General features: G+C 65.4%; 19 protein-coding genes. 9 read left to right on the top strand and 10 right to left on the bottom strand.

Annotated features, from left to right (window positions below; genetic code table 11):
- Nucleotides 1–5: 5 nt before the first annotated feature.
- From SCD90_RS09935 to SCD90_RS09915, 5 genes are all read right to left on the bottom strand, one after another.
- The gene (locus SCD90_RS09935; protein ID WP_319844521.1) at nt 6–356 is read right to left on the bottom strand and encodes a tRNA-binding protein; all 351 of its coding nucleotides are present in this window, start codon (nt 354–356) and stop codon (nt 6–8) included.
- A gap of 9 nt (nt 357–365) precedes the next feature.
- A complete protein-coding gene (locus SCD90_RS09930) occupies nt 366–1,064 on the bottom strand; it encodes a TetR/AcrR family transcriptional regulator (protein WP_319844520.1) in 699 nt (232 codons plus the stop codon).
- Between the two features lie 64 nt (nt 1,065–1,128).
- Complete coding sequence (proC, locus tag SCD90_RS09925; RefSeq protein ID WP_319844519.1) at nt 1,129–1,938, bottom strand: pyrroline-5-carboxylate reductase; 810 nt, start codon at nt 1,936–1,938, stop codon at nt 1,129–1,131.
- A gap of 26 nt (nt 1,939–1,964) precedes the next feature.
- Nucleotides 1,965–2,459, bottom strand: coding sequence for a type III secretion system chaperone family protein (locus SCD90_RS09920; RefSeq protein WP_319844518.1), 495 nt, complete (start codon nt 2,457–2,459; stop codon nt 1,965–1,967).
- A 155-nt stretch (nt 2,460–2,614) separates the two neighbouring features.
- Nucleotides 2,615–2,941 (bottom strand): accessory factor UbiK family protein, encoded by a 327-nt coding sequence (locus tag SCD90_RS09915; RefSeq protein WP_319844517.1) that lies wholly within the window; start codon nt 2,939–2,941, stop codon nt 2,615–2,617.
- A gap of 101 nt (nt 2,942–3,042) precedes the next feature.
- On the opposite strand from SCD90_RS09915, the gene lgt reads away from it, so the two are divergent.
- The 8 genes from lgt to nfi all read left to right on the top strand — a co-directional run bounded on the left by lgt (nt 3,043) and on the right by nfi (nt 9,955).
- The gene (gene lgt / locus SCD90_RS09910) at nt 3,043–3,858 is read left to right on the top strand and encodes a prolipoprotein diacylglyceryl transferase (protein WP_319844516.1); all 816 of its coding nucleotides are present in this window, start codon (nt 3,043–3,045) and stop codon (nt 3,856–3,858) included.
- Nucleotides 3,855–4,943 carry a class I SAM-dependent methyltransferase gene (locus SCD90_RS09905; protein WP_319844515.1) on the top strand — a complete coding sequence of 363 codons (1,089 nt, stop codon included), beginning with the start codon at nt 3,855–3,857 and terminating at the stop codon, nt 4,941–4,943. Before lgt ends, SCD90_RS09905 begins: the two co-directional genes overlap by 4 nt.
- Nucleotides 4,940–5,752 (top strand): peptidoglycan editing factor PgeF, encoded by an 813-nt coding sequence (gene pgeF / locus SCD90_RS09900; protein ID WP_319844514.1) that lies wholly within the window; start codon nt 4,940–4,942, stop codon nt 5,750–5,752. Before SCD90_RS09905 ends, pgeF begins: the two co-directional genes overlap by 4 nt.
- A gap of 112 nt (nt 5,753–5,864) precedes the next feature.
- Nucleotides 5,865–6,797 carry a ribose-phosphate pyrophosphokinase gene (locus SCD90_RS09895; protein ID WP_319844513.1) on the top strand — a complete coding sequence of 311 codons (933 nt, stop codon included), beginning with the start codon at nt 5,865–5,867 and terminating at the stop codon, nt 6,795–6,797.
- A 139-nt stretch (nt 6,798–6,936) separates the two neighbouring features.
- Nucleotides 6,937–7,566 (top strand): 50S ribosomal protein L25/general stress protein Ctc, encoded by a 630-nt coding sequence (locus SCD90_RS09890; RefSeq protein ID WP_319844512.1) that lies wholly within the window; start codon nt 6,937–6,939, stop codon nt 7,564–7,566.
- Between the two features lie 15 nt (nt 7,567–7,581).
- A complete protein-coding gene (pth, locus tag SCD90_RS09885) occupies nt 7,582–8,196 on the top strand; it encodes an aminoacyl-tRNA hydrolase (RefSeq protein ID WP_319844511.1) in 615 nt (204 codons plus the stop codon).
- Nucleotides 8,197–8,198: 2 nt separating this feature from the next.
- Nucleotides 8,199–9,293 (top strand): redox-regulated ATPase YchF, encoded by a 1,095-nt coding sequence (ychF, locus tag SCD90_RS09880; protein WP_319844510.1) that lies wholly within the window; start codon nt 8,199–8,201, stop codon nt 9,291–9,293.
- Complete coding sequence (gene nfi / locus SCD90_RS09875; protein ID WP_319844509.1) at nt 9,293–9,955, top strand: deoxyribonuclease V; 663 nt, start codon at nt 9,293–9,295, stop codon at nt 9,953–9,955. The genes ychF and nfi overlap by 1 nt, the downstream gene beginning before the upstream one ends.
- Before the next feature lie 28 nt (nt 9,956–9,983).
- Here nfi and SCD90_RS09870 read toward each other — a convergent pair whose 3' ends face one another.
- The 4 genes from SCD90_RS09870 to petA all read right to left on the bottom strand — a co-directional run bounded on the left by SCD90_RS09870 (nt 9,984) and on the right by petA (nt 13,403).
- The gene (locus SCD90_RS09870; protein WP_319844508.1) at nt 9,984–10,523 is read right to left on the bottom strand and encodes an adenine phosphoribosyltransferase; all 540 of its coding nucleotides are present in this window, start codon (nt 10,521–10,523) and stop codon (nt 9,984–9,986) included.
- 82 nt (nt 10,524–10,605) lie between these two features.
- Entirely contained in the window at nt 10,606–11,496 is an 891-nt protein-coding gene (locus SCD90_RS09865) for a cytochrome c1 (protein WP_319844656.1), read from the bottom strand.
- A gap of 32 nt (nt 11,497–11,528) precedes the next feature.
- Nucleotides 11,529–12,806, bottom strand: a complete 1,278-nt coding sequence (locus SCD90_RS09860) for a cytochrome b (RefSeq protein ID WP_319844507.1) — start codon at nt 12,804–12,806, stop codon at nt 11,529–11,531.
- A gap of 33 nt (nt 12,807–12,839) precedes the next feature.
- Nucleotides 12,840–13,403 carry a ubiquinol-cytochrome c reductase iron-sulfur subunit gene (gene petA, locus SCD90_RS09855; protein ID WP_319844506.1) on the bottom strand — a complete coding sequence of 188 codons (564 nt, stop codon included), beginning with the start codon at nt 13,401–13,403 and terminating at the stop codon, nt 12,840–12,842.
- 218 nt (nt 13,404–13,621) lie between these two features.
- On the opposite strand from petA, the gene hemF reads away from it, so the two are divergent.
- A complete protein-coding gene (gene hemF, locus SCD90_RS09850) occupies nt 13,622–14,494 on the top strand; it encodes an oxygen-dependent coproporphyrinogen oxidase (protein ID WP_319844505.1) in 873 nt (290 codons plus the stop codon).
- A 3-nt stretch (nt 14,495–14,497) separates the two neighbouring features.
- Here the strand turns inward: hemF and SCD90_RS09845 are convergent, their stop codons facing one another.
- Nucleotides 14,498–14,989 (bottom strand): DUF3016 domain-containing protein, encoded by a 492-nt coding sequence (locus tag SCD90_RS09845; protein WP_319844504.1) that lies wholly within the window; start codon nt 14,987–14,989, stop codon nt 14,498–14,500.
- Nucleotides 14,990–15,003: the final 14 nt, after the last annotated feature.

The following is a 15,003-nucleotide window of genomic DNA, read 5'->3' as shown; positions in this document are numbered from 1 at the left end:
CGAGCCTAGAACATACGCCCGCCATTCGGCACTTCACCCTCGGGCAGGATCAGCACCACCTCGCCATGGCTGCCCGGCAGGCCAAGAGTCAGCACTTCGGACATGAAGGGGCCGATCTGGCGAGGAGGAAAGTTGACCACGGCAAGCACCTGCTGCCCAAGCAGCCGGCCGCTGTCGTAGTGCGCGATCTGTGCCGATGATTTCTTCACCCCAAGCTCGGGCCCGAAGTCGATGCGCAGCTTCCACGCAGGCTTCCGCGCCTCGGGGAACGGCTCAACACCCACGATGGTGCCGACCCTGATGTCCACTTTCTCAAAGTCGCTGTACGAGATCTCCGGCTCAGGCGCGGGGTGCATGCGGACCTGCTATAGCGAGGGGGAAACGATGTCGTCCGCCGCATCCGGTGCCGGACGCCTGCCACGATGCAGCACGCCTTCCACCAGGGAAAAGAGCGGCCTCATCGTGTTCTTCACGATGTCGACGGTTTCCAGCGCCCGCTCCGCCTGACGCAATTGCCCATCGAGCTCGCGCATCGTGCGGGGCATGTCCACATCATCCTCGTCGAGCCAGGTGCCGAGCACACGCGCGTGGATCAGGGCAAGAGCCTGTGCCTTGATGGCAGCTTCCGGCCCGCTGTCCTCGATGCCCGCGGCGGCCAGCATCCACTGCGCCGAGGTAACCTCCACCCGGTTCCATGCAGACAGCGACAGGGGATCGGCCAGCAGGCCACGCCGGGCGCTGCGGATGGCCTGCTTATAGGGCTGGAGAAGATCGAACCGCCGCAGCATCACATCGAACAGGCGTTCGCGCGCAGGCTGGTCCAGCATCTCGGTGGACGCGGCGTCGAGCTTCAGCACGCGCTGATCGATCATCCGCGAAAAGCCGGACAGGATGGCGCCCTTAGAGGGGAAAAGCCCGCGCAGCTCGGCGAGCGAAAGGCCCGCTCGCGCGGCAATCTGCGGGAGTGTGATCGACTGCCAGTCCTGCTCGGCCAGGAGGGTCATGAGCGCATCGACGGCCCGCTCATGGGGCGATCCCGCAGGCTTCGTCTCGGTATCCAACATCTACCTCCAGGCAAGAGACCGAGCATCAATGTAGACCGCATGTTCCTTGCGGCCAAGGCGGCGGTCAGGCACCGAGTTCCCGGGACTTCGCGACCGCACGCTCGACGGCTTCCTTGAGCAAGGGCTCGAAACCTGACGGCCCCATCAGCACATCGAGAGCTGCCGCCGTCACGCCGCCCGGAGAGGTGACATTCCGGCGCAGCACATCGGGTTCGAGGTCGGAACGATGAAGAAGCTCGCCCGCTCCGGTGACTGTGGCTCGCGCCAGATGCGCCGCCATGCCCTGCGGGAGCCCAGCCTCCATGCCGGCCTTGGCAAGGCATTCCGCGAGCAGGAACACATAGGCCGGACCGCAGCCCGAAATGGCGGTGAGCGCGTCGATCGATGACTCGTCTTCGAGCCAGACCACGTCGCCGACAGCCCGCAGCAATGCATCGGCCAGCGCTTTCTGCTCGCCGGTGGCTGCGTTGTTGGCGATCAGCGCCGTCACGCCCCGCCCGACAGCAGCAGGCGTGTTGGGCATGGTGCGGATAACCGCCACCCCGGCCGGCAAGCCGGCCTCCAATGTAGCGATCGATTTCCCGGCCAGCACGGAGATGAGGAGCGCGCCCGGCCCCACATGCGCCTCGAGAGTAGCGCGAGCAGCCTCGAGCATCTGAGGCTTCACGGCCAACAGAACCACCGAAGGTGCGGGTATGGACGCCGCGTTGAGCTGCACGCCCGCCTTCTCGAGAGCCGCGGCGACTTCAGGCGCAGGCGACGGATCAACGGCGAACACCGCCGAGGGATCCACGCCGAGAGCCAGCCAGCCCTCAAGCAGGGCAGAGGCCATCTTGCCCGCTCCGATGACGAGCAGCGGACCCGGCGGGTTCACGGAAACAGAGGGTTCCCCTGCCCCGCTCACGCGCGGCCCGCGGTGTCGAAGATCACGGCGTCGAACGACTCACGCGCGGTCTTTCCGGCCCACACCACGAACTGGAACGCCTGGTAGTAGCGCTCGCAAGCCTCGGTCGCGGTGGCCAGCATGGCCTCGATCTGGCGATCGGTGGCCTCGGCGCCGCCGGAGAGCAGCAGAGCGTGGCGGTAGAGAACCAGCCCCTCGCCGCTCCAGAGGTCGAAATGCCCGACCCAGATCTGCTCGTTCACGAGATTGAGCAGGCGCAGCACTTCCGCCCTGCGCGGCTCCGGCACCTTTAGGTCGAAGGCGCAAGCGATGTGCAGGGCCTCGATGTCGTGCATCCAGGTGATGGACACGTGATAATCGGTCCAGCTGCCGCCGACATTGATGGTGATCTCGTCCTCGGTCGACCGGTCGAACATCCAGTCGTTGGTGGAAGCGAGGTGCTCCACGACATCCACCGGGTTCGCGAGGCGTTCGAAATCAACGCCAATCATGAAGCCTCCTTCTGGTGGCTCTACGCGCGAACACGACACGCCTGGCACCACAAACAACAATTACACCACGTCGAATCGACGTTTTATGAACATAGCGGCTACCCGGTAGCCCTGCACCGGGAGCCCGTGACTGTCCCAAGGGAAAGTGGATGCCGCTAGATCGCAGCGGCAGGGCTCGTCGTATCGTTGCCCGGAATGGTCGAAGACTGCTCCGGGGCTTCCGTGTAGGTGGAGCCACCGGATGCTCCCTCAAGCGCCGCGATGCGGGCTGCCAGCTTCTCGTTCTCGGCGCGCGCATTCGCCGCCATCTCGCGCACGGCCTCGAACTCCTCGCGACGGACAAGGTCCAGATCGCCAAGGATGCGCTCGGCCTGACTGCGAACGATCGTCTCGATCTCGCGCTTCACGCTATCGGCGGCGCCCACGGCATCCGTCATCAGGCGTCCGATTCCGTCGAACAGGCGGCCGCTTGTCTGTGTCATTGAAGTGATCTCCGCCTCTGCTGGACAATGTCCACATGGAGATTGCATATCCCACGCGCAAGGAGAAGCGTTCGCTTCCTCCATGGACAACAGGCGGGTGCATGCCCTTGCTGGCAATCCCCTTTCCCATGCTCGACCCGGTCGCCTTCGCGGTCGGCCCTCTTGTCGTCCGCTGGTATGCGCTCGCCTATATCGCGGGCCTGCTCGGCGGCTGGTGGCTTGCAACCCGCCTCGTGCGCAACACGGCGCTTTGGAACGGCAAGCCGCCTCTCGACGCGGCGGGCGTCGACGACATGCTGGTCTATGCCGCAGCGGGTGTCATCCTCGGCGGACGGCTCGGCTACGTCCTGTTCTACAATCCCACCTATTACGCGCAGAACCCGCTGGAAGCGCTGATGCCGTGGCATGGCGGCATGTCCTTCCATGGCGGCCTTGCGGGAGCAGGCCTCGCCCTCTGGCTGCTGTCGCGCCGGCATGCGGCAAGCGTGCGGTCGATGTTCGATCTTGCCGCGGCGGTTGTCCCGATCGGGTTGTTCTTCGGGCGCATTGCCAATTTCGTAAACGGCGAGCTGTGGGGCCGGGTCAGCGACGTGCCTTGGGCTGTCGTCTTCCCGGATGCCGGTCCCGAGCCGCGCCATCCGAGCCAGCTCTACCAGGCAGGGCTGGAAGGCTTGGTGCTGTTCGTCCTGATGATGGCGCTGGTCCGTTCGGGAGCGTTGCGGCGTCCCGGTCTCCTCGCCGGGGCCTTCCTTTCCGGTTACGGCGTCGTGCGGATTTTCGGTGAGTTGTTCCGTCAGCCCGACGTGCAGATCGGCTTCCTCGCCGGCGGACTGACGATGGGCATGCTGCTCTCGGTGCCGCTGATCGTGATCGGTCTTACGCTGGCCCTCACGGCGCCTCGCCACCAGACGTCATGACGCCCGTCGAGCAAGCGATCCGCCGCCGCATTAAGGTGGACGGGCCTCAATCCATTGCTGCCGTGATGGCCACCGCCAACGAGCATTATTATGGCACTCGCGACCCGCTAGGTGCGGCCGGCGACTTCATCACGTCCCCCGAGATCAGCCAGATCTTCGGTGAACTTGTCGGTCTCTGGGCTGCGATGGTCTGGATGTCGCTGGGAGAGCCCGAGCGAGTGCTGCTCGTGGAACTTGGCCCCGGGCGCGGCACCCTGATGGCCGACGCTTTGCGCGCGCTGAAGTCCGTGCCCGGAGCACGAGAAGCGGTCGACGTGCATCTGGTGGAGACGAGCCCGATCCTGCGCGCTTCGCAGAAGCGGCTTCTGGAGACGGGCGGTGCCACGGCGACATGGCACGACAACCTCGCTAGCTTGCCCGCCGGCCCGATGATCGTCATCGCCAACGAGTTCTTCGACGCGCTGCCGGTGCATCATTATGTGCGCGTCCCGGAGGGCTGGCGCGAGCGTTGCGTGGGCCTTTCGTCCGAGGGTGAACTTGCCCTGGGCCTCGCCCCTTATGCCGTTCCTGCGGAGCTCGTACCCGACGCCCTCCGTGCCTGTCCGCCGGGCTGCGTGGCCGAGACCTCCCCAGCCTCCCATCGCGCCATGGCCGATCTCGCAGCCCGCATCGTCCAGCATGGAGGGGCGGGCCTCGTCATCGACTATGGCTACACACGGACCGCACCCGGCGAGACGCTGCAGGCCCTGAAGGCGCATCGTCGGCAGGAAGTACTTGCCGAGCTGGGAGAGGCGGACCTGACGGCCCATGTCGATTTCGCCGCTCTGGCAGGCGCCGCCAGCGCCTCGGGCGCCGTCGCGCACGGCCCGGTAATGCAGCGCGACTTCCTGCTCGCCATGGGGATCATGCCCCGGCTCGCCACCCTTCAGCGAAACTCCGCTACCACTGTCTCGGCAGCGCTTCAGGTCGCCGTGGAGCGGCTGCTGGACCCGGCGCCTACGGGTATGGGTTCCTTGTTCAAGGCTTTATCCATAACGTCCCCCCGCCTGCCCCATCCTCCCGGCTTCGAGCATCCCCTTCCATGACAAACCCCTCTCCGGTGACCGCACCCGCTCTCGCGGCCCTGTCCGGCATTTCGCATGCGTTCTTCACCCGGGAGGGAGGTGTTTCGCAGGGCATCTACGCGTCGCTTAACGGAGGGCGCGGCTCGGCGGACGAACCCATGGCCGTGGCGGAGAATCGTCGGCGCATGGCCTGCTGGCTTGGCGTCGCGGAAGGCCAACTGGCAACGCCCCACCAGATCCATTCCAACCAGGTGATGGTGGCGCTCGAGCCCTGGCCGCTGGGCGAGGCGCCGCACGCCGATGCGGTGGTGACCAACATTCCCGGTCTCGCGGTGGGCGTCGCCACGGCCGATTGCGGGCCGATCCTGTTTGCCGATGAGGGTGCAGGCGTGGTCGCGGCCGCACATGCCGGCTGGAAGGGCGCGATCGGCGGCGTTCTCGAAGCGACCGTCGATGCCATGGAGAAACTCGGCGCCCGCCGGGGATCCATGGTCGCCGCGCTCGGGCCTTGCATCCGCCAGCGCAGCTACGAGGTGGGGCCGGAATTCGTGGCCCGGTTCCGCGCGGCCGATCTGCTCAACGAGCGCTTCTTCGTTGCGTCGACCAATGGCGGCCATGCCATGTTCGATCTGGCCGGCTACATCGTGCAGCAGCTGAAGCAGAGCGACGTCGCCATCGTGGAAGACACCGGGCACGACACCTATGCGGATGAGGAGCGATTCTTCTCCTATCGCCGCTCGACCCACAGGGGCGAGCCGGACTATGGGCGACTGGTCGCGGCTATCGCGATTCCGGTCGCGGACGTCACACCTCTGCAACATTCGGCGTAAGCCCTGCGGAATCCGCTGCCGGAAAGTTGAGGCAGCCGCCTTTCGCTGATAAGAGCCGCTCCAGATTGGGATGCGCCGGACGGGGCCGGAAACCGGCGCGCATGGGGGTACTATGAAGCTCGTCGCGGGCAATTCGAACCGTCCGCTGGCGGAGGCGATTGCCGCCTACCTCCAGACCCCCCTCACCCGCTGCAATGTGCGGCGCTTCGCCGACATGGAGATCTTCGTCGAGATCCTCGAAAACGTGCGCGGCGAGGATGTCTTCATCCTTCAGTCCACCTCGTTCCCCACGAACGACCACCTGATGGAACTGCTGATCCTGGTCGATGCGCTGCGCCGCGCCTCGGCCCGCCGGATCACGGCCGTCCTGCCCTATTTCGGCTATGCACGGCAGGACCGGAAGGCCGGCCCACGTACGCCGATCTCGGCCAAGCTCGTGGCAAACCTCATCACCCGCGCGGGCACCGACCGCGTGCTGACGCTGGACCTGCACGCCGGACAGATCCAGGGCTTCTTCGACATCCCGACCGACAATCTGTTCTCCGCGCCGGCCCTGGTCCGCGACATCCAGGAGAACATCAAGGCCGAGAACATCGCCGTCATCTCGCCCGACGTCGGCGGCGTGGTGCGCGCCCGTGCCGTGGCTAAGCGCCTCGACGCGTCGCTCGCCATCGTCGACAAGCGCCGCGAGCGCCCGGGCGAGAGCGAAGTGATGAACGTGATCGGCGATGTCAGGGGCCGCACCTGCATCCTCGTCGACGACATCGTGGATTCCGGCGGCACGCTGGTGAACGCGGCCGATGCGCTGATCGAACAGGGCGCGACAGATGTCTATGCCTACATCACGCACGGTGTCCTGTCGGGCGGCGCCGTGGCCCGGATCACGGCCTCGCAGCTCAAGGAACTGGTGGTGACCGACAGCATCATGCCCACCGAAGCGGTGCGCGTGTCGCGCAACATCCGCACCATTTCCATCGCCAGCCTGATCGGCGAGGCCATCAACCGCACCTCGGAAGAAAAGTCGGTTTCCAGCCTGTTCGACTAGCTGGGGCAGCCCGCGCGGCGCAATTGCGCGGAATGGGCTTTGCCGCTATAGAACCCGCCGTCCGGCGTCCACACCCTGGAGGTGCGCCGGCATGCTTGCGAAGGCCGCCATGCGGCCTTCTTTTCTTTTGGAGATCATCATGACCGCGACCAAGACCATCAAGGCCGAAGCGCGCGACCGGGCCGGCAAGGGAGCCGCCCGCGCACTGCGCCGTGAGCACAAAATTCCTGCCGTCATCTACGGCGCCAAGCAGTCTCCTGTCGGCATTGCGCTGAACGGCAACGACATGTTCATCCTGCTGAATGCAGGCGGCTTCCTGACCACGATCTTCGAGATCGACGTCAACGGCAAGACCGAGCGCGCCATCCCGCGAGACTACCAGCTGGATCCTGTGAAGGGCCACCTGGTCCACATCGATTTCCTGCGCGTGTCCAAGGATTCGGTCGTCACCGTTACGGTGCCGGTCCACACCATCAACGAGGACAAGGCACCGGGGCTCAAGGACGGCGGCGTGCTGAACCTTGCGCACACTGTCGAGCTGTCCGTGTCGGCGGAGAACATCCCCGAGGCGATCGAGGTCGACCTGTCCGGCCTCGCCATCGGCGACTCCGTGCACATCTCGCAGATCAAGCTGCCGAACGGCGCCAAGCCCACGCATCACGAGGACTTCACGGTCGCCAGCGTGTCCGCGCCGGCTGCTGAAGAGGTCGAGGATGAGGCGGAAGCCGAGGCTCCGGCTGCCGAAGCCGCAGCGCCCGACGCCGAGTAATATACGGAGGGAGCCATGCGGCTCTTTGTCGGCCTCGGCAATCCGGGTTCCGGCTATTCCGGCAACCGCCACAATATCGGGTTCATGGCGGTGGACAAGATCGCCGCGCGCTGGGGCCGTTCGCCCCTGCGCGCGCGTTTCCAGGGCGAGGCCCTGGAGGCCGATATTGGCGGCGAGAAGGTGCTGCTGCTGAAGCCGCGCACCTATATGAACGAGAGCGGCCGCGCGGTGGGCGAGGCCGCCCGTTTCTACAAGATCGCACTGTCAGACATCATCGTCTTCCATGACGAGCTTGATCTCGCGCCGGCAAAGCTGCGCGTGAAGACCGGCGGCGGCAATGCGGGGCACAACGGCTTGCGCTCCATCAGCGCGCTGCTGGGCAACGACTATGTGCGCGTGCGGCTCGGCATCGGCCATCCCGGCATGAAGGAACTCGTGCACGGCCATGTGCTGGGCGATTTCGCGAAGTCCGAAAGGCCGTGGGTGGATGCGCTGACGGACGCGATCGCCACTAACGCAGATCTTCTTGCCCGGGGCGACGCGCCGGGCTTCCAGAACAAGGTGCATCTTGCGCTCGAGGCAGCGGGGCTTGGAAGCCCTGCACTGCCCGGGGCGCGTGCAGGGGGATAATCATGGGTTTCAAATGCGGCATCGTCGGGCTGCCCAATGTCGGCAAGTCCACCCTGTTCAACGCCCTGACGCAGACCGCGTCCGCGCAGGCGGCGAACTACCCCTTCTGCACCATCGAGCCCAATGTGGGTGAAGTCGCCGTGCCCGATGCTCGGCTGGACGCATTGGCGGCCATCGCCAGTTCCGCGCAGATCATCCCGACCCGCCTCACCTTCGTTGACATCGCCGGCCTTGTGCGCGGCGCGAGCCAGGGCGAGGGCCTCGGCAACCAGTTCCTCGCTCATATCCGCGAAGTCGATGCCGTTGCCTATGTGCTGCGCTGCTTCGAGGACGACGACATCACCCATGTCGAAGGCCGCATCGACCCGCTCGCCGATGCCGAGACGGTCGAAACGGAACTGATGCTGGCCGATCTGGACAGCCTCGAGAAGCGGCTCCCGGCGCTCGAGAAGCGCGCCCGCACCGACAAGGAAGCCAAGGAGAGCATCGAGCTCATCAACCGGGTGCTTCCGCTTCTGCGCGAGGGCAAGCCGGCTCGCCTCGCCTCCATCAAGGAAGACGAACAGCCGGCGTTCCAGGCGCTCAACCTGCTGACCTCGAAGCCCGTGCTCTACGTGGCGAATGTGGAGGAAGAGTCCGCCGCCACCGGCAACAAATTCTCCGCCGAGGTCGAGCGTCGGGCGAAGGAGGAAGGCGCCGTCGCCGTGACCATCTCCGCGCGCATCGAGAGCGAAATCGCGGTGCTGCCGAACGAGGAGCGCGCCGAGTATATGGAAGCGCTCGAATTGACCGAACCCGGCCTCGACCGGCTGATCCGTGCTGGCTATGGGCTGCTGGGCCTCGTCACCTATTTCACGGTCGGCCCAAAGGAAGCGCGCGCCTGGACCATCGAAAAAGGCACGAAGGCTCCGGCCGCGGCCGGCGTCATCCACTCGGATTTCGAGAAGGGCTTCATCCGCGCAGAGACCATCGCCTACACCGACTATGTGTCGCTGAAGGGTGAGGCCGGCGCGCGCGATGCCGGCAAGCTGCGCCTTGAGGGCAAGGAATACGTGGTCGCGGATGGCGACGTGCTGCACTTCCGCTTCGCGAACTGATGAAGCTCAACGCGGTCAACCGCTGGGACATCTCGCCGAAGGAAGCCGTGGCCGAACAGAACCGGCTGCGGGGCGAGGTGATCACGGATCGGCCGCTCGATCTTGCCGGCATCGGCCTCGTGGCCGGTGTCGATGTCAGCGTGAAGAACGACGTCTCGCGCGCAGCCGTGGTCGTCACAACCTTCCCGGACTTCGAGCCGGTGGAGACCGCCGTCGCGCAGATGCCGACGCCGTTCCCCTATGTTCCCGGCCTGCTGTCGTTCCGTGAAGGTCCGGTTCTGGAAGAGGCGTTCAGCCGGCTCCGTCATGTGCCGGATGTCTTCATCTTCGACGGCTCGGGCTACCTGCACCCGCGCCGGATCGGCATCGCCTGCCATATGGGGCTCTGGCTGGGCGTGCCCACGGTCGCCAACGCCAAGAACCGTCTGTGCGGCTCGCATGAGGAGGTGGGGCCGGAACGCGGCGCCTGTCAGCTGGTGACGGACCGGGGCGAGATCATAGGCGCGGCCCTGCGCACGCGAGCAGGCTGCAAGCCGGTTTACGTGTCAGCGGGACACCTCGCCGACCTCGACAGCACAATCTCGCTGATCCTGGCTTGCGCCCCGAAGTTCCGGCTGCCGGAACCGATCCGGAGTGCGCACAATGCGGCCGGGGCGTTCTGACGACCGGACGGTGGTTGCCTGTACTCAGCTAATGGCCGCCGAACCGCATCAGGCATTCCACGCGGGCGCCAAGGCCCTCAAGGCGACGGGCGCCGCCGAGTTCCGGCAGGTCGATCACGAACCCGGCCCCAACCACGCTGCCGCCGAGGCGGCGAATAAGCTGCATGCCGGCCTCTGCGGTGCCACCGGTGGCGATGAGGTCGTCGATGAGCAGGACGCGCTGGCCGGGCTTCACGGCGTCGGCGTGGATCTCGACATGGTCGACGCCGTACTCCAGCGCATATTGCTGGCTCAGCGTCACGTGCGGCAGCTTGCCCTTCTTGCGGATGGTCACGAAACCGCGGTTCTGGGCATAGGCCAAGGCCCCGCCAAGGATGAAGCCGCGCGCTTCGATGCCGGCCACCAGATCATAGTCGATGTCGGAGAACGCCTCAGCCAGTCCGTCCACGGCCTTGCGGATGCCGGTCGGGTTCTGCAGCAGGGTGGTGACATCACGGAACATGATGCCGGGCTTGGGATAATCCGGGATGGTCCGGATCAGGCCTTCAAGCTCATTCGCAAGGGACATCGGAAGCCTGGGAAGGAGGGCTGGGATGGCGGCTTATAGCCGCCATCGACCTGCTTTGCACAGCCCTGAAGGCACGTGGCCGTCAGTGCGGGATGGTGCTCCAGATCTTGCGCTTCACGTAGTAGAGCAGCGCCGCGAAGATGGCCAGGAACACCATGACCTGGAAGCCGATGCGCTTGCGGGCCTCGAGGTGCGGCTCCGCCGCCCACATCATGAATGCAGACACGTCGCGCGAATACTGATCGACCGTCGTCGGCGTGCCGTCGGTGTATTCCACCTGCCCGTCATTGATGGGCTTCGGCATCGCGATCCAGCCACCCGGGAAGTACGGGTTGTGATGCAGGCCGGGCTTTGTCTCGCCATGTGGAGCCGGATGATCGTACCCCGTCATCAGGGCATGGATGTAATCCACGCCGTGCTCCTGGTACTGCATGACCAGATCGAGCAGCGCGAGCGAGACGCCCCGCTCATAGCCGCGCGCCTTTGCCAGCACCGAGAAGTCGGGCGGCAGCGCTCCGCCATTGGCCGCACGCGCCGCCGCATCGTTCGGGAACGGCGAAGGGAAGCGGTCGGACAGACGGCCGGGACGCTCGAACATCTCGCCCGAGTCGTTCGGCCCGTCCATCACCTTGTACTCGGCGGCCAGGGTGCGGACCTGACCTTCCGAGAATTCCGGGCCGCCCGGTTCCATGAGGTTGCGGAAGGAGACCAGGGACATCGCGTGGCACGACGAGCAGACCTCGCGGTACACCTTGAAGCCGCGCTGCACCTGAGCGCGGTCGAAGGTGCCGAACGGACCGGCGAAGCTCCACGATTCCTTGGTCGGCTTCAGGCTTCCATGACCGCCGGGAGCGTTGTCTTCTCCCTTGATCTCGCCCGTTCCGCCCTCTTCGGCAGCCATGGCCGGCACGGCCACGACGACCGCGAGTGCCAGGCTGGCTGCCTTCAGCAGGGAGAGGAAGCCATTGCTCATGGGACGGCCCTTCTGGGTCATACGGTTCTGGTTCACCCCTGGCGCTCCGGCTGGGCGACCCCGTGCGCCGGCACCACCGGCGCCCCATGGGTCTTGGCAAGCACGGCCTCCGTGATCGACGCCGGCAGCGGCTTGGTCTTCTCGAAGAAGCCGAGCAGCGGAAGGATGATCAGGAAGTGAGCGAAGTAATAGACCGTCAAGATGCGGCCGATCAGGATGTACGGAGGCTCAGCCGGCTTGCCGCCGACATAGCCGAGCAACAGGCACACCACCACCAGAACCCAGAAGAACTGGCGGTACAGGGGCCGGTAGGACGTGGAGCGGACCTTCGAGGTGTCGAGCCACGGCAGGAAGAACAGCACGACGATCGCCGCGAACATCGCAATAACGCCGCCAAGCTTGTCCGGTACGGCGCGAAGGATCGCGTAGAACGGCAGGAAGTACCATTCCGGCACGATGTGCGCGGGCGTCTGCAGCGGGTTGCCGCGGATGTAGTTGTCCGCGTGGCCGAGGAAGTTCGGCACATAGAAGATGAACCAGGCGAAGAACATGAAGAACAGCACGATCGCGAAGCCATCCTTCACCGTGTAGTACGGATTGAAGGGAATGGTGTCGGAGCTGGACTTCACCGCGACGCCGGTCGGGTTGTTGTTGCCCGGGATGTGCAGCGCCCAGATGTGCAGCACGACCACGCCGGCGATCATGAACGGCAGCAGGTAGTGCAGCGAGAAGAAGCGGTTGAGCGTCGGGTTGTCGACGGCGAAGCCGCCCCACAGCCAGGTGGTCACAGCCTCTCCCACGAACGGTATGGCCGAGAACAGATTAGTTATGACGGTGGCGCCCCACAGGCTCATCTGGCCCCACGGCAGCACGTAACCCATGAATGCGGTGGCCATCATCAGCAGGAAGATGATGACGCCCAGGATCCACAGAACCTCACGCGGCGCCTTGTACGAGCCGTAGTAGAGGTTGCGGAAGATGTGGATGTAGACCGCCACGAAGAACATGGACGCGCCATTGGCGTGCATGTAGCGGATCATCCAGCCAAGATTCACGTCGCGCATGATGTGCTCGACGGAGTTGAACGCCATGTCCACATGCGGCGTGTAGTGCATCACGAGGATGACGCCCGTGACGATCTGCACCATCAGCATGATCGCGAGGATGCCGCCGAAGGTCCACCAGTAGTTGAGGTTACGCGGCGTCGGGTAAGCGACGAAAGACGAATGCACCAAGCCGATGATCGGCAGGCGGCTTTCGAACCACTTGAGAACCGGGTTCTGCGGGGAATAGGTCGAATGTCCGCTCATCGCTGTCCTGCCTTGGCGGCTTCTGTTGGCCGGTTAACCGATCCGCACAGTGGTGTCGTTGGTGAAGGCGAAAGGGGGGATATGGAGGTTCTCCGGAGCCGGCCCCTTACGAATGCGCCCCGCCGTGTCGTAGTGCGAACCGTGGCACGGGCAGAACCAGCCGTTGTAGTCCCCCGACTGGCCGAGCGGCACGCAGCCAAGATGCGTGCAGGTGCCGATCATGACCAGCCACTGCTCTTTGCCAACGGCTGCGCGGTTCTGGTCCGTCGCCTCGGCAGCGGCGTCCGCGATGTTCGGGTTGCGCGCGCTCTGGTCGATGAGGTCTGCCATCGGGACGGCCTTGCCGTCCTCGATCTCCTTGGGCGTGCGGTGCCGGATGAAGACCGGCTTGCCGCGCCACTTGATCGTGATGCTCTGGCCTTCGGCGATGGGGCCGAGATCGACATCGGTGGAGGCAAGCGCCAGCGTCGAGGCATCGGGGTTCATCGTGTTGATGAACGCCACGGCCGTCGCCAGACCGCCAACGGCGGCTACAGCGCCTGTCGCGATGTACAGGAAATCCCGGCGGGTCGGTTCAACCGCGTCTGCTGTCGACACCTGGGCTACCTCATCCAATGGTCGTACATGGCCTGCGTCCCGCGAGAGGAATCGTCTCGTCTGCGGCATCATTGTGGCGCACGCTGGCTGCGTTTTGGCACCCCACCTTGGCATTTGTCCAGAGTAAGGCTCGGCGCACGACACCATGTCGCACGGACATCCCGTTCCGGACCACCCTTACGCGGCTAATAGGTGGGACCGCAAAGAGGAGCATGAAGATGAGCGATCATCCCGCAACGGTGTGGTTCGAGGCCCTGCGCAACCGAATCTGCGCTGCGCTGGAAGCACTGGAAGACGAGGCGGGGGAAGCTCCGGGCAATGACGGCCTGCCGGCCGGCCGCTTTGTGCGCACGCCGTGGACGCGCACGGGCCATGACGGCAGCCCCGGCGGCGGCGGCGTCATGTCGATGATGCACGGACGCGTGTTCGAGAAATGCGGCGTGCACGTCTCGACCGTGCATGGCGAATTCTCACCTGAGTTCCGCGCGCAGATTCCCGGTGCACAGGAGGACCCCCGATTCTGGGCGTCCGGCATCTCGCTGATCGCCCATCCGCGCAACCCGCATGTGCCGACCGTCCATATGAACACCCGCCATGTGCGCACCACGAAAGCATGGTTCGGCGGCGGAGGCGATCTGACGCCTATGCTCGACCGCCGGCGAACGCAGGAAGACCCCGATAGCGTCCACTTTCATGCAGCTTATCGCACGGCCTGCGAGGCCCATCCCGGCGTGGGCGATTACCCGCGCATGAAGGAGTGGTGCGACGAGTACTTTTTCCTGAAGCACCGCAACGAGCCGCGTGGCATCGGCGGCATCTTCTACGACTGGCTGGACACGGGCGACTTCGAGGCGGATTTCGCCTTCACGCGCGATGTCGGGGATGCGTTCCTGGCCGCCTACCCGGAGATCGTGCGCCGCAATGTCGGCACGCTTTGGACCGATGCCGACCGCGAAGAGCAACTCATCCGGCGCGGGCGCTATGTCGAGTTCAACCTGCTCTACGACCGCGGCACGATCTTTGGCCTGAAGACCGGCGGCAATGTCGATTCGATCCTGTCGTCCATGCCGCCGCTCGTCCGCTGGCCGTGAGAATCAACCGGGGCGGCGTGCCGGCCGGCGCTTGACGATGCGGTCTTCGAACCAGTCCCGCAGCAGGGCCTTTTCATAGCCCAGGCGACCGCTGGCATGGCTTCGCCATTGGAAGTTGATGTCTGCCAGCCGTTCGCGACCCGAGGCCACGCGCCGCCCGCGTTCATGGAGCTCATAGGAGAGCGTAATGCGGGGCGGCTCCAGCCCGTCCACGATCCTGACCTGGTCCAGCGCGCCTGCGGACGGGCGAAAGCCGCCCGCCAGATCGACGTCCGAGATGCGGATGTCGAGGCGCTGCGTCGGGCCGAGATTCCGTTCGCCGAGGCGCTGGAGATAGCGCTCCAGTTCGCGAAGCACTCCAGCGCCGGGTTCAACCCCGCCGCGCCGGAACGATGAAGCGTCGGTGTAACCGCGCGGATTTTCGAACACGACCCGCACATCGGCACGGGCAAGGCTGCCTGCCGCGAGCGATACCGCGATAATCGCTGCCGGCATTCTCCATCTGCTCA

This window comes from Terrihabitans rhizophilus (assembly GCF_033898525.1).
Taxonomy (GTDB): Bacteria; Pseudomonadota; Alphaproteobacteria; order Rhizobiales; family Methylopilaceae; genus Flaviflagellibacter; species Flaviflagellibacter rhizophilus.
The sequence above is the reverse complement of the archived record's forward strand: the minus strand, read 5'-3'. Positions and strand labels throughout refer to the sequence as shown.